12 protein-coding genes are annotated in these 14,504 nt (G+C 60.5%); 10 read left to right on the plus strand and 2 right to left on the minus strand.

Going from position 1 to position 14,504, the window contains the following annotated elements; genetic code table 11:
- Positions 1-317 precede the first annotated feature (317 nt).
- From QMX88_RS25980 to QMX88_RS25990, 3 genes are all read left to right on the plus strand, one after another.
- On the plus strand, positions 318-1,607 hold the full coding sequence (locus tag QMX88_RS25980) for a M18 family aminopeptidase (RefSeq protein WP_282373128.1): 1,290 nt from the start codon (positions 318-320) through the stop codon (positions 1,605-1,607).
- 354 nt (positions 1,608-1,961) lie between these two features.
- Positions 1,962-2,351 (plus strand): hypothetical protein, encoded by a 390-nt coding sequence (locus QMX88_RS25985; RefSeq protein ID WP_282373129.1) that lies wholly within the window; start codon positions 1,962-1,964, stop codon positions 2,349-2,351.
- A 352-nt stretch (positions 2,352-2,703) separates the two neighbouring features.
- Positions 2,704-4,893 (plus strand): mechanosensitive ion channel family protein, encoded by a 2,190-nt coding sequence (locus tag QMX88_RS25990; RefSeq protein ID WP_282373130.1) that lies wholly within the window; start codon positions 2,704-2,706, stop codon positions 4,891-4,893.
- A gap of 6 nt (positions 4,894-4,899) precedes the next feature.
- Here QMX88_RS25990 and QMX88_RS25995 read toward each other — a convergent pair whose 3' ends face one another.
- A complete protein-coding gene (locus QMX88_RS25995; protein ID WP_282373131.1) occupies positions 4,900-5,619 on the minus strand; it encodes a UTRA domain-containing protein in 720 nt (239 codons plus the stop codon).
- Between the two features lie 360 nt (positions 5,620-5,979).
- Between QMX88_RS25995 and QMX88_RS26000 the strand changes: the two genes are divergently transcribed.
- From QMX88_RS26000 to QMX88_RS26025, 6 genes are all read left to right on the plus strand, one after another.
- Positions 5,980-7,047 carry an ABC transporter substrate-binding protein gene (locus QMX88_RS26000; RefSeq protein ID WP_282373132.1) on the plus strand — a complete coding sequence of 356 codons (1,068 nt, stop codon included), beginning with the start codon at positions 5,980-5,982 and terminating at the stop codon, positions 7,045-7,047.
- A 147-nt stretch (positions 7,048-7,194) separates the two neighbouring features.
- Positions 7,195-8,001, plus strand: a complete 807-nt coding sequence (locus tag QMX88_RS26005) for an alkaline phosphatase family protein (RefSeq protein WP_282373134.1) — start codon at positions 7,195-7,197, stop codon at positions 7,999-8,001.
- The gene (locus QMX88_RS26010; RefSeq protein WP_192170945.1) at positions 7,998-8,840 is read left to right on the plus strand and encodes an ABC transporter permease; all 843 of its coding nucleotides are present in this window, start codon (positions 7,998-8,000) and stop codon (positions 8,838-8,840) included. Before QMX88_RS26005 ends, QMX88_RS26010 begins: the two co-directional genes overlap by 4 nt.
- Entirely contained in the window at positions 8,827-9,624 is a 798-nt protein-coding gene (locus tag QMX88_RS26015; RefSeq protein WP_065986852.1) for an ABC transporter permease, read from the plus strand. Before QMX88_RS26010 ends, QMX88_RS26015 begins: the two co-directional genes overlap by 14 nt.
- A 1-nt stretch (position 9,625) precedes the next feature.
- Entirely contained in the window at positions 9,626-10,612 is a 987-nt protein-coding gene (locus QMX88_RS26020; RefSeq protein ID WP_282373136.1) for an ABC transporter ATP-binding protein, read from the plus strand.
- A gap of 133 nt (positions 10,613-10,745) precedes the next feature.
- The gene (locus QMX88_RS26025; protein ID WP_282373138.1) at positions 10,746-11,399 is read left to right on the plus strand and encodes an HAD family hydrolase; all 654 of its coding nucleotides are present in this window, start codon (positions 10,746-10,748) and stop codon (positions 11,397-11,399) included.
- A 66-nt stretch (positions 11,400-11,465) separates the two neighbouring features.
- Here the strand turns inward: QMX88_RS26025 and QMX88_RS26030 are convergent, their stop codons facing one another.
- Complete coding sequence (locus QMX88_RS26030) at positions 11,466-12,428, minus strand: NAD(P)H-quinone oxidoreductase (RefSeq protein ID WP_282373139.1); 963 nt, start codon at positions 12,426-12,428, stop codon at positions 11,466-11,468.
- Positions 12,429-12,573: 145 nt separating this feature from the next.
- On the opposite strand from QMX88_RS26030, the gene QMX88_RS26035 reads away from it, so the two are divergent.
- Positions 12,574-14,504 (plus strand): carboxy terminal-processing peptidase (locus tag QMX88_RS26035; protein ID WP_282373140.1); only part of this gene is annotated, 1,931 nt, incomplete at its 3' end.

Here is a 14,504-nt window from a genome sequence, read left to right on the forward strand (position 1 = left end):
TGGGTGCAGGCTGAACGCAGGTCTCGCGCAGTGGGCCGAGCCGCATGGATGCGGCGAGAGCGCCGTCAGGACATGGATGTCCGTTCGGCGCGGGCCCACGGAGCGGGACCGGAGTGAAGGAACCCGACGAAGTCGGGCCCAACCAGGAGCAAGCACCCTTGGTTACTTGGGGTGCTTTTCCAAGTAACTCGCCGAAGGCGAAACAGTCTGTCCCCATACAGACGCTCTTGATCTTAAGGATCTTGATATTGATCTTGATCTCGATCAAAACACCTGTTGGCCTGTAAACTCCCGCTCATTGCTGCCTGGAGTAACCTATGCGCGAAGAGTTGAATCAGGGCCTTATCGATTTCCTGAAGGCCTCCCCCACCCCCTTTCATGCCACCGCCAGCCTGGTCCAACGCCTCGAAGGCGCCGGCTACCAGCGGCTCGACGAACGCGAGCCCTGGTACACCGAAGCCGGCGGCCGCTACTACGTCACCCGCAACGACTCCTCCATCGTCGCCTTCAAACTCGGTCGCCTGTCGCCACTCACCAGCGGCATCCGCCTCGTGGGCGCCCACACCGACAGCCCGTGCCTGCGCGTCAAACCGCAACCCGAACTGCAACGCCAGGGCTTCTGGCAACTGGGCGTCGAAGTCTACGGCGGCGCCCTGCTTGCGCCGTGGTTCGACCGCGACCTCTCCCTCGCCGGCCGCGTCACCTTCCGCCGCGACGGCAAAGTCGAAAGCCAGTTGATCGACTTCAAACTGCCGATCGCCATCATCCCCAACCTCGCGATCCACCTCAATCGCACCGCCAACGAAGGCTGGGCGATCAACCCGCAAACTGAACTGCCGCCGATCCTGGCCCAGGTCGCCGGTGATGAACGCCCCGACTTCCGCGCCCTGCTCACCGACCAACTGGCCCGCGAGCATGGCCTGAACGCCGACGTCGTACTCGATTACGAACTCAGCTTCTACGACACCCAAAGCGCCGCCGTCATCGGCCTGAACGGTGACTTCATCGCCGGCGCGCGGCTCGACAACCTGCTGTCCTGCTTCGCCGGGCTGCAAGCGTTGCTCAATGCCGATGGTGACGAGACCTGCCTGCTGATCTGCACCGACCACGAAGAGGTCGGCTCGACGTCTGCGTGCGGTGCCGACGGCCCGATGCTGGAACAAGTGCTGCAACGCCTGCTGCCCGAAGGCGACGATTACGTGCGCACCATTCAGAAATCCCTACTGATCTCCGCCGACAATGCCCACGGCGTGCACCCGAATTACGCCGAAAAGCACGACGCCAACCACGGCCCGAAACTCAATGCCGGCCCGGTGATCAAGGTCAACAGCAACCAGCGCTACGCCACCAACAGCGAAACCGCCGGGTTCTTCCGCCACCTGTGCATGGCCGAAGAAGTGCCGGTGCAGAGCTTCGTCGTGCGCAGTGACATGGCCTGCGGCTCGACGATCGGCCCGATCACGGCGGGTCATCTGGGCGTGCGCACCGTCGACATCGGCCTGCCGACCTTCGCCATGCACTCGATCCGCGAACTGGCGGGCAGCCAGGACCTGGCGCATCTGGTGAAAGTGCTGTCGGCGTTCTATGCAAGTGCCGAGTTGCCCTAACTCATTCGCACGCTGAGCGTTGCGGCAACTGCCGCAACGTCAGATCCTCAATAGCCATTGAACTGTCTCTTGACCCTAATCAACTCGCGACACAGCCGAACTTAAGCGTGCTATCAACACACTTGCCAATCCTGAAAACTTTCAAACAGCTAATTTCCATTAGCGATAAACGCTATCGCCACTTGGTCTTACTGCGAAGTTAATTCCGCTAGACGCCTTGCAGCGCCTAACCTATATTCCGATTGCATGGCTGACTCATGCGAAAAAGACCTGCAGAGCCGCCTCATAAATTCGAGCAGCTTTGAAGCCGTCAATAGTTCAACTGCAAGCCCACTCCGCAAAAGGAAATGCGAAATGACTATCGAAATATCTTATTCAAGCCCATCCATTCTAAGCCTTGATCAATCTCTCAAGAGCGACACTCTTGACGTGCAGCGGGGCATCCAAGTTCGAGTTTTCCTGAAAGGAACATCGATCCAGGCAGGAGATCAACTTACCGCAGAGATCAACGTACTGAAACCTGCCGATGGAGAGGTGCCGCCGCCTAAACCCTGGCCCGACGTCCAAACTTCAGTAACAGCGTCTGACATTGAGGCGGGGTTTATTATAGTTTCCATTGAAGATGCAAAACGCTTCTTGCAATATCTTGACGGTGCCACAGTAGGTGTTCGCTATTTTACTAAAACACCCAACGACGAATACCGTTACTCCGAAGACATCAAGTTCGTCTATAACAAAGTATAAAAGCATTCATAACAGGGGCCCATGAGCACCCTGCGCACTTCATTTGGCACCTAAGCGTCTGCCTGTAATGCGCTTACATAAAAGACAGGCAGCCAAGTTGGTGTATCAGCCACATTCGCAAGTTCCTGGCGCGCCAGGAACTTGCACTTTCATGTTGCTTCCCGGGAGAGCGGGAAAATGGTTGTCGGCGAAAGCAATGGCATCGCCAATTCGCACCCTGCAGCGCCAGTGGTTACCAAATTCCCCCTCGCCACACCCCCCATCCCCTCGTAAACTCATCCGCCTCTGCTTGACCCGGCACGGTTCCCCACCACGCCCCCCCAAGCGCCTGTCTATCCGAGGTTGTTTCCAGGTGATCGCTCCCACCCGCCTTTCCGTTCTGCCCCGCCTGTTCCTGCTTTGCCTGCTGGCGCTGTTTCCGTTTGCGTTGACCCACGCCGCTGGCCTGCCGAGTCTGCTCAGTGGCGGTGACAAGACGCAGCCCCAGGCCCAGGAGCCGTTGGGGCAGTCCTTGGACGAGGTCATCACGTCGCTGGAAAACGATCAGCAGCGCAGCAAGTTGCTCGATGATCTGAAGAAGTTGAGGGACGCCACCAAGAAAGCGCAGCCGACCGTGGAGCAAGGCGTGCTGGGCCTGATCGGCAGTTCATTCGCCGAGCTGGAAAAACAGTTCACCGGCACAGACAGCCCGCTCAGCCGCTGGGGGGACGAAGCGGCGCTGGCGGAGGACGAGCTGATGGCGCTGATGCTGCCGGCCAACCAGTGGTGGCCGATCATCTGGGGCTTTGCCGTGGTGCTGGCGATCTGGGGTTTGCTGGCGGCGGCGTTGATCTGGCTGGGCCACAAGGTGCGCCTGCGCTTCGGCCTTTCCGCCGAGCTTCCGCAGCACCCCCGCCTGTCGGACATGCTGCGCTTCGCCCTACGCAAGCTGGGCCCGTGGCTGGTGGCGCTGGTGATCACGATCTACCTGAGTTACTCGCTGCCGCCCTCTCTGGGTAGGGATCTGGCGATGGTGCTCGCCTACGCGCTGGTGGTCGGCACGCTGTTCTCGGCGGTCTGCGTCATCGCGTTTTCTCTGCTCGACGGGCCGCATCGCCATCAGGCGTTATATATCCTGCGCCATCAGGCGTTTCGGCCGTTGTGGTGGATCGGCAGTTTTGCCGCGTTCGGCGAGGCGTTGAGCGACCCGCGTCTGGTCGCCAGCCTTGGGGTGCACCTGGCGCACACCGCCGCGACCCTGGCCAATGTCATGGCTGCGCTGTCCACCGGATTGTTCATTATCCGCTTCCGTCGCCCGATCGCGCATCTGATCCGCAACCAGGCGCTGTCGCGTCGTCTCAAACGTCGCGCCCTGAGCGACAGCATCGAGGTCCTCGGCACGTTCTGGTACTTGCCGGCGCTGGTGCTGGTGGGCGTTTCCCTGTTCGCCACCTTCTTTTCGGCGGGCGACACCAGCACCGCCTTGCGTCAGGCCCTGATCTGCACCGTGCTGCTGGTGTTGTGCATGGTCATCAACGGCTTGGTGAAACGCCATTCGCTCAAGCCTGGCCATGCTCACAAACGCCATGCACTGTATTCGGACCGCTTGAAGAACTTCTTTTACACGGTCGCGCACCTGCTCATCTGGCTGGTGTTTATCGAACTGGGCCTTCGGGTGTGGGGCCTGTCGCTGATCCGCTTCGCCGAGGGCGACGGCCGCGACATCAGTCTCCGGCTGATCGGGCTGGCGGCGACGCTGATGTTTGCTTGGCTGATCTGGATTCTCGCGGACACGGCGATTCACCACGCCCTGACCCGCTCGCGCAAAGGCCTGGCCAATACCCGCGCGCAGACCATGATGCCGCTGATCCGCAACGTGCTGTTCGTGACGATTTTCATCATTGCGCTGATCGTCGCGTTGGCGAACATGGGCATGAACGTGACGCCGCTGCTGGCCGGTGCCGGTGTGATCGGCCTGGCCATCGGTTTCGGCGCGCAGTCGCTGGTGGCGGATTTGATCACCGGGCTGTTCATCATCATCGAAGACTCGCTGGCCATCGACGATTACGTGGACGTCGGCGGTCACCTGGGCACGGTGGAAGGCCTGACCATCCGCACCGTGCGCCTGCGTGACATCGACGGCATCGTCCACACCATCCCGTTCAGCGAGATCAAGAGCATCCAGAACTACTCGCGGGAGTTCGGTTACGCGATCTTCCGCATCGCGATTCCGGCGAACATGAACATCGACGACGCGCTGAAGATGGTCCGGGATGTCGGCCAGAAAATGCGTACCGATCCGCTGCAACGGCGCAACATCTGGTCGCCGCTGGAGATTCAGGGGGTGGAGAGTTTCGACTCGGGCAACGCCATCCTCCGCGCCCGCTTCAAGACCGCGCCGATCAAGCAATGGGAAGTGTCGCGGGCGTTCAACCTGTCGCTCAAGCGCTATCTGGATGAAGCCGGCATGGACCTGGCGACGCCGCGCCTGAACGTGCAGGTCAGCACCAGTGGCGGGCGTGTGAACAAGGTGCGCGAGAAAAAGGACGACGCGTCGGTGTAAGCCGGGCTAGATATCCGCGACCACCGCGCTCACGTGAATCGCGTCGTGGCGCCAGTACTCCAGATCGCAATCGATCAGCCGCCCGCGCTGATCGTGGTTGACCCGGGCGATCCGCAGGCCCGGGCTGCCGATGGAGACTTTCAACGCCGCCGCCGCTTCCACGGGCAACGCCGTGGGCACCATCTCGAAACGCACCTGGCCGTAGCGAATGTCGTAGTCGCTGGCGTAAAGCTCGGTCAGCGACTGGTTGAGGTCCTTATCGAGAATATGCGGGAAGTAATCGGGGTTGAGGTAGTGCTCGACGTAAAGCACCAGCCGTTCATCAATCCGGCGGGCGCGGCAGATCTGGATCACGCTGGACAGCGCCGGCAGTTGCAGCAGCCCGCAAATCACCGCCGATGCAGGTTGCAGCCGCGCGGAAATCACTTGGGTGGCAGGCACTCGGCCCTGGGCCTGAACCATCGCGTGAAAGTGGCTGCGGCGCATCAAGTCATAGGCCAGTCGCGGCGGTGAAATGAACCAGCCTCGGCGCTCCTCGCGGTAGATCAAACCTTGGGCTTCGAGCTGCACCAGCGCTTCGCGCAAGGTAATGCGCGTCGTGTCGAAGACCTCGCTCAACTTGCGTTCAGCCGGCAACTTGCTGCCTGGTGGCAACAGGCCGTGTTCAATCTGCTCTTGCAGCGCATTGCAGATGGTCGTCACCGCTCGGGGCATTTCTTCGCGCATTGCGTTACCTATCTGGACTAGACCAGCGCTATTTGAGGGCAGTGTCGCTCGCCGAATGGCCCGTTTCGGTGCTCCAGAGCCTAGGCAGCCTAGATGACCGTTGCGTGACATTCCAGCCAGGAGCGGCAGCAAGACTAGCGCTCAGGAAATCATCCGGGCCTTTTAGATCAAGCGGTTGAGCGTGGTCTACGCTCATTTTACAGCGATCGCCCGGGCTGTTGCTGGTCATAGCAAGAGTCGGTCCAGACACGAAAGCGTCATGTAACTGGCCTAACTTGGCTCAGGTATTGCTGACCTAGACCAACCATCCGCAACGAACACTTCTATGAGTCCGTCGAGAAGTGCACAAAGGAGCTTCGAATGAAACACCTTTTGCTGGCATCACTCCTGGGTTCGGCCATCGCGCTGAGCACTTCGGCCATGGCCGCCGACACCGACCTGAAAACACTCGAAGCCGCCGCCAAGGCTGAAGGCGCGGTCAACAGCGTGGGCATGCCCGATGACTGGGCGAACTGGAAAGGCACCTGGACCGACCTGACCGCCAAGTACGGTCTGGTGCACATGGACACCGACATGAGCTCGGCTCAGGAAGTGGCCAAATTCGATGCGGAAAAGGACAACGCCAGCGCCGACATCGGCGACGTGGGTGCAGCGTTCGGCCCGATCGCTGTGGCGAAGGGTGTCACTCAGCCCTACAAGCCGAGCACCTGGGCGCAAGTGCCGGAGTGGGCCAAGGACAAAGACGGTCACTGGGCGCTGGCCTACACCGGCACCATCGCTTTCATCGTCAACAAAAAGCTATTGCACGGCTCGGACGTACCGACCAAGTGGGCTGACCTGAAGAACGGTAAATACAAAGTCACCATCGGTGATGTCAGCACTGCGGCCCAGGCTGCAAACGGCGTATTGGCCGCTGCGATCTCCATGAAAGGCGATGAAACCAACCTCGCGCCGGGCCTGCAGTTGTTCACCGAACTGGCCAAACAGAAGCGCCTGGGCATCAACAACCCGTCGATTCAGTCGATGGAAAAAGGCGAAGTGGAAGTGGGCGTGGTCTGGGACTTCAACGGCCTGAGCTACAAGGCCAAGATGTCCAATCCTGACGACTACGTTGTGCTGATCCCGTCCGACGGTTCGGTGATCTCGGGCTACACCACGATCATCAACAAATACGCCAAGCACCCGAACGCTGCCAAGCTGGCCCGTGAATACATCTTCAGCGACGCCGGCCAAATCAACCTGGCCAAAGGCAACGCGCGCCCGATCCGCGCCGAACACCTGACCCTGCCGCCAGACGTGCAAGCCAAGCTGCTGCCTAACGAGCAGTACAAGAACGTGACGCCGATCAAAGACGCGGCAGCCTGGGAAAAAACCTCGAAAGCCCTGCCACAACTGTGGAACGAGCAAGTCATCGTCGAGATGCAGTGATCCTTTACTGCTGATGCAGGCCCCTTGTAGGAGTGAGCTTGCTCGCGATTTCGGTGCGTCAGTCAACCTGTCTGTCGCAGGCATACCGCGATCGCGGGCAAGCTCACTCCTACAGCAATGTTTGGGGATCCCCCCTCCGGAGACGCCATGAAACACAACGTCATCCTCATCCTGCTGGACGGCCTGAGTTACAGCGTGGCGCACCATGCGATGGGGCATTTGCTGGCCTACCGAAATGCGGGCCGCGCGGCGTTGTACAAACTCGAATGCGAACTGCCGTCGCTGTCGCGCCCGCTGTATGAATGCATTCTGACCGGCGTTGCGCCCATCGACAGCGGCATCGTGCACAACCAGGTGTCCCGGCTTTCCACCCAGCGCAGCGTGTTCCATTACGCCACCGATGCCGGGCTGACCACCGCCGCTGCCGCGTACCACTGGGTCAGCGAGTTATACAACCGCAGCCCCTTCATTGCCGCACGCGACCGTCACACCGACGACGTCGACCTACCGATTCAACACGGGCATTTCTACTACGTCGATCACTACCCCGATTCACACCTGTTCGACGATGCCGAGCATCTGCGAACCGCCCACACACCGCACTTCTTGTTCGTCCACCCGATGAACATCGACGACGCCGGCCACAAGCACGGCCTCGACACCCCGCAGTACCGCAACAGCGCGCGTACCGCCGACATCATTCTCGCCGAGTACCTGCAGCGCTGGCTGGATGCGGGCTATCAAGTGCTGGTGACCGCCGACCACGGCATGAACAACGACCGCTCCCACAACGGCGTGCTGCCGGAAGAACGCGAGGTCCCGTTGTTCGTGCTCGGTGACGCCTTCAGCCTCGACCCCGATGCGCAACCGAAGCAGACCGAGATCTGCGGCACCGTCTGCGAACTGCTCGGTGTGCCCCACGACAAACCTGTGTGCAGAGAGGTGCTCAAGTGAATTCACAAAGCCGCGGCAAATGGCTGGGGCTGTTGTGCCTCGTGCCGTTTGCGGTTTTCTTCATTGCGTTTCAGATCGCGCCGCTGGCCTGGGTGGCGATCAACAGCCTGCAATCGGACGCCGGCTGGGGCATCGACAACTTCATCAAGGCGTTCAATTCGCGCTTCTACCGCCAAGCGATGCAGTACAGCCTGGAGATCAGCTTCTGGTCGAGCCTGATCGGCATCGTCATCGCGATTCTCGGCAGCTATTCGCTGCGTAAGGTGCCGTCGCGCCTGAGGGATTTCGTCAGCGCCTTCGCCAACATGACCAGTAACTTTTCCGGCGTCCCGCTGGCGTTTGCCTTCATCATCCTGCTCGGTTTCAACGGCGCGCTGACGCTGATTCTCAAACAGGCCGGGATCATCGATGACTTCAACCTGTACTCGAAGACCGGCCTGATCATCCTCTACACCTACTTCCAGATCCCCTTGGGCGTGCTGCTGCTCTACCCGGCGTTCGACGCACTGCGTGAAGACTGGCGCGAGTCGGCGTCACTGCTGGGGGCCAGCGGCTGGGATTTCTGGCGGCACATCGGGATTCCGGTGCTGACCCCTGCGTTGCTTGGCACGTTCGTCATTTTGCTGGCCAACGCGCTGGGTGCCTACGCCACGGTCTATGCACTGACCACCGGCAATTTCAACGTGCTGCCAATCCGCATCGCGGCGATGGTCGCCGGCGACATCACGCTGGACCCGAACATGGCCAGCGCCCTGGCGATGATTCTGGTGGGGATGATGACGCTGGTGACCGTCGTGCATCAGTGGCTGTTGAAGAGGAGCTACCATGTCTCGCGCTGAACGCCGCCCGCCGGGGCTTTACCACCGCGTCGTGGTGTACCTGCTGTTTCTGATTCTGCTGGCGCCGCTGCTGGGCACCTTTGTGTATTCGATCGCCACCAGTTGGTCGGCAACGATTCTGCCCGACGGCCTGACCTACAAATGGTACGTCGCGCTGTGGAGCGATCCGCGTTTTCTGCGCGCGTTCGGTCAGTCGCTGCTGGTGTGCGTCGGCGCGCTGGCGTTGTCGGTGGTGCTGATTCTGCCGCTGCTGTTCGTCGTGCATTACCACTTCCCCAAGCTCGACGCGCTGATGAACATCCTCATCCTGTTGCCCTTCGCGGTGCCGCCGGTGGTGTCGTCGGTAGGTCTGTTGCAGCTCTACGGCTCGGGGCCGCTGGCGATGGTCGGTACGCCGTGGATCCTGATCGGCTGCTACTTCACCGTGGCATTGCCGTTCATGTACCGGGCGATCACCAACAACCTGCAAGCGATCAACCTGGTCGATCTGATGGACGCCGCGCAACTGCTTGGCGCCAACACCTTTCAGGCAGCGTTTCTGGTGGTGCTGCCGAACCTGCGCAAGGGCCTGATGATCGCCCTGCTGCTGTCGTTCTCGTTCCTGTTCGGCGAATTCGTGTTCGCCAATCTGCTGGTGGGCACCCGCTACGAAACCCTGCAGGTTTACCTCAACAACATGCGCAACAGCAGCGGTCACTTCAACAGCGCGCTGGTGATTTCCTACTTCTTTTTCGTACTGCTGCTGACGTGGGCGGCCAACCGACTGAACAAGGACAAAGACTGATATGAGCTTCGTCAGTGTCGAAAACCTGCAGAAGAATTACGGCAGCACGGCGGTCTTCAGCGACATCAATTGCGAAATCCAGAAAGGCGAATTCGTCACCCTGCTCGGCCCGTCCGGCTGCGGCAAGTCCACCCTGCTGCGCTGCATCGCGGGGCTGACGTCGGTGACCAGCGGCAGCATCTTCCTCGACGGCAAGGATCTGGTGCCGGTGTCGCCGCAAAAGCGCGGCATCGGCATGGTGTTCCAGAGCTATGCGCTGTTTCCCAACATGAACGTGGAACAGAACGTTGCCTTCGGCCTGCGCATGCAGAAAGTCAGCACCGATGAAATGAAGCAGCGGGTGGCCGAGGTGCTCAAGCTGGTGGAGCTGAACGAGTTCGCCACGCGCTACCCCCATCAGCTGTCGGGTGGGCAGTGTCAGCGCGTCGCATTGGCGCGCTCCCTGGTGACCCGCCCTCGCCTGCTGCTGCTCGATGAACCGCTGTCGGCCCTCGATGCGCGCATCCGCAAGCACCTGCGCGAGCAGATCCGTGCGATTCAGCAGGAGCTGGGCCTGACGACGATTTTCGTGACCCACGATCAGGAAGAAGCGCTGACCATGTCCGACCGGATTTTCCTGATGAATCAGGGCCGGATCGTGCAGAGCGGCGACGCCGAAACCCTGTACACCGCGCCGGTCGACGCCTTCGCCGCCGGCTTCATCGGCAACTACAACCTGCTGGAGGCCGACGCCGCCAGCCGCCTGATGCAACGCCCGATCAACAGCCGCGTGGCGATTCGCCCGGAAGCCATTCAGTTGAGCCTGACCGGTTCGCTGGAAGGGGAAGTGCGCAGCCACAGTTTGCTGGGCAACGTGATCCGCTATCGTGTCGAAGCCCGGGGCGTTGAACTGGTGGTCGACGTGCTCAACCGTTCGGCCAGCGACTTGCACCCGAACGGCCAGCGCGTCACCCTGCACATCGAAGCGTCGGCGTTGTGTGCCGTTTGAAGCGGCAAGCTTCAAGCGACAAGCTGCAAGAAAAAGCTGGATTACCACCGCTCCCTCTTGCAGCTTGCCGCTTGACACTTGTAGCTGCGCGCCAGACGCCGACCGAACCCACACTGATGAGAGGAGCGCGCGCGTGCCTTTAGCAATTTTCGATCTGGACGAAACCCTGATTCACGGTGACTGTTCAAGCCTGTGGAGCGAGCAGATGGGGCGGCTGGGCTGGGTCGATCCCGAGTGGTTCATGAAGAAGGACCATGAGCTGATGGCCGCCTACGGCAGGGGCGAACTCGCCATGGAAGATTACATGGCGTTCAGCCTGGACCCGATGGTCGGGCGCACGCCGGAGGAAGTGGATTTTCTGGTGGGGCCCTGGGTTGAAGATTACATCGAGCCGATCATTTTCAGCGACGCCACCAAGGCCATTGCCGAGCACCGCGCTGCGGGCGATCGCATTCTGATCATCTCGGCGTCGGGCGTGCATCTGGTCAAGCCCATTGCCGAGCGCATCGGCGTTGATGAAGTGCTGGCCATCGACCTGGAAGTCGCCCACGGCGTTTACACCGGCAAGACCAGCGGCGTGCTCACCTACCGCGAAGGCAAGATCACCCGCTTGATGGCATGGCTGGATGAGGAAGGCGAGAACCTTGAGGGGGCGAGTTTTTATTCGGATTCGCGCAATGACCTGCCGCTGCTGGAGAAAGTGGACTTCCCCCATGTTGTGAATCCGGACCCGGTGCTGCGCGAGAAGGCTGAGCAAGCAGACTGGCCGATTCACCACTGGAAGTAATCCACCACTCTGCTCAAGGGAACTGTGGGTGGAAACAATTTTCCACCACACTGTTCCCTCACGGCATCACACCAGACTTTCGTCAATCACCAGCACAACTTTGCCCGACACCTGATTGGTCGCCAGCTCCGCGTAGGCCGCTTCGGCTTCGCTGATCGGAAAACTGCGCGCCAGTTGTGGCTTGAGGCGGCCTTCGGTGAACAGCGGCATGACGTGCTGTCCCAGATCGCTGAGCAGGTCGGCCTTGAACTGGTCGTCGCGGCTGCGCAGGGTCGAACCCAGAATATGGATGCGCTTGCCCAGCACCTGAGCGAAGTCCAGCTCGGACTTGCGCCCTCCCATCAGCCCGATTAGCACCAGACGACCGTCAACGCCGAGCACCTTCAGATTCAGCGCCGCGTAGTTGGCGCCCACCGGGTCAAGGATGACGTTGAACGGCGCGAAGTCGTTCAGCGCATCCAGGTTCTCGTTGCGCAGCACTCCGCCCTGGGCGCCGAGGGATTCGCAATACGCCAGCCGCTCCGCCGAGCCCACGGTGACCCAGACCGGGTTGCCGAACGCCTTGCACAGCTGAATGGCAGCTGAACCAACGCCACTTGCTCCGGCGTGCAGCAACACTTTTTCGCCAGGCTGGAGGCCGGCCAGCTGGAACAGATTCAGCCAGGCCGTGGCGTACACTTCGGGAATCGCCGCCGCTTCGTGCAGCGAAATCCCCTCGGGCACCGGCAGCACATGCCGCGCATCAACCACCACTTCTTCGGCCATCGCCCCGCCCGCAACCAGCGCGCACACGCGGTCGCCGACTTCCCAGGCGCAGCCCGAGCCGACCTCGGCAATCACCCCGGAACATTCCATCCCGAGGATTTCCGTGACACCCGGCGGTGGCGGGTAATGCCCAGAGCGTTGCAGCAAATCGGCACGATTGAGTCCGGCGGCTGCGACCTTGATGCGGACTTGTCCTACATCCAGCGTCGGCGATGGCTCTTCAACCCATTCCACACGACCTTCAACGCCTTGCAATGCTTTCACGGTGCCTCCATAGTGAGTCTTGACTGAGCCCGATGTGCCTCACGGCCACTGGGCTTTTTGCATTATGCGACCGTGTTCTGACCGAACCGGCGACCTCCAAAGACGGCCTAATATGCGTTATCAATTGTCCCCGCGTCGAATCAGCATGAAGCATTTCTTACCCAGCACCACCCTTGCATTACTCATTGGCCTGACTGTCCTGCCAATGTCGGCCAGTTCGTTCGCCGCCAACAGCTGGGATAATCTTCAACCTGATCGCGATGAAGTCATCGCCAGTCTGAATGTCGTGGAGCTGCTCAAGCGCCACCACTACAGCAAGCCGCCGCTGGACGACAAGCGTTCGGAAATCATCTATCAGAGCTACCTGAAACTCCTCGATCCTGCGCGCAGCTACTTCCTCGCCAGCGACATCGCCGAGTTCGACAAGTGGCGTTTCCAGTTCGACGACTTCCTTAAAAGCGGCGACCTGGCCCCAGGCTTTACCATCTACAAACGCTATCTGGACCGCATCAAGTCGCGTCTGGATTTCGCCCTGGCGCAACTGAGCAAGGGCGTCGACAAGATCGACCTGAACACCCAGGAAACCTTGCTGGTTGATCGCAAGGACGCACCTTGGGCCAAGAACGAAGCCGAACTCGACGACCTCTGGCGCAAGCGCGTCAAGGATGAGGTTCTGCGCCTGAAGATCGCCGGCAAAGACCCGGCGAAGATTCAGGAAACCCTGACCAAGCGCTACAAGAACCAACTCGCGCGTCTGGGCCAGACCCGCAGCGAGGATGTGTTCCAGGCGTACCTGAACACCTTCGCAATGTCCTACGATCCGCACACCAACTATCTGTCACCTGACAGCGCGGAAAACTTCGACATCAACATGAGCCTTTCCCTGGAAGGGATCGGCGCTGTCCTGCAGAGCGACAACGACAACGTCAAGATCGTCCGCCTGGTGCCGGCCGGCCCCGCCGCCAAGACCAAGCAAGTGGCGACCGCCGACAAGATCATCGGCGTCGCCCAGGGCGACAAAGAGATGGTCGACGTGATCGGCTGGCGTCTGGATGAAGTGGTCAAATTGATTCGCGGTCCGAAAGGCTCGGTCGTGCGTCTGGAAATCGTCCCGGCCAGCAATGCGCCGAGCGACCAGACCACCAAGATCGTGTCGATCACCCGCGAAGCGGTGAAGCTCGAAGAGCAGGCGGCGAAGAAGTCGATCCTGCACCTGAACCAGGACGGCAAGGACTACAAGCTGGGCGTCATAGAGATCCCTGCTTTCTACCTGGACTTCAAGGCTTACCGCGCCGGGGATCCCGAGTACAAGAGCACGACCCGCGACGTCAAGAAGCTGCTGACCGAATTGCAGTCGGAGAAAGTCGACGGCGTGGTCATCGACCTGCGTAACAACGGCGGTGGTTCGCTGCAGGAAGCCACCGAGCTGACCAGTCTGTTCATCGACAAAGGCCCGACCGTTCTGGTGCGTAACGCCGACGGCAAGGTCGATGTGCTGGAAGACGAAAACAGCGGTGCGTTCTACAAAGGCCCGATGGCGTTGCTGGTCAACCGCCTCTCTGCCTCGGCTTCGGAGATTTTCGCCGGCGCCATGCAGGATTATCACCGCGCGCTGATCATCGGTGGCCAGACCTTCGGCAAAGGCACCGTGCAAACCATTCAGCCGCTGAACCATGGCGAACTGAAACTGACGCTGGCGAAGTTCTACCGGGTATCCGGCCAGAGCACTCAGCACCAGGGAGTACTGCCTGACATCGCCTACCCGTCGATCATCGACACCAAGGAAATCGGCGAAAGCGCGCTGCCTGAAGCCATGACCTACGACACCATCAAGCCGGCGATCAAGCCTGCGGTGGACCCGTTTAAACCGTTCCTTGCTCAGCTGCAATCGCGCCATGACGTGCGTTCGGCCAAAGACGCCGAGTTTGTCTTCATCGAAGAAAAACTCGCGCTGGCGAAGAAGCTGATGAGCGAAAAAACCGTCAGCCTCAACGAAGCCGAACGCCGCAAGCAACACGCCGACATCGAGAGCCAGCAGCTGGCGATGGAGAACGTGCGTCGCAAGGCCAAAGGCGA

The organism is Pseudomonas sp. PS02290 (genome assembly GCF_029960075.1).
Lineage (GTDB): Bacteria > Pseudomonadota > Gammaproteobacteria > Pseudomonadales > Pseudomonadaceae > Aquipseudomonas.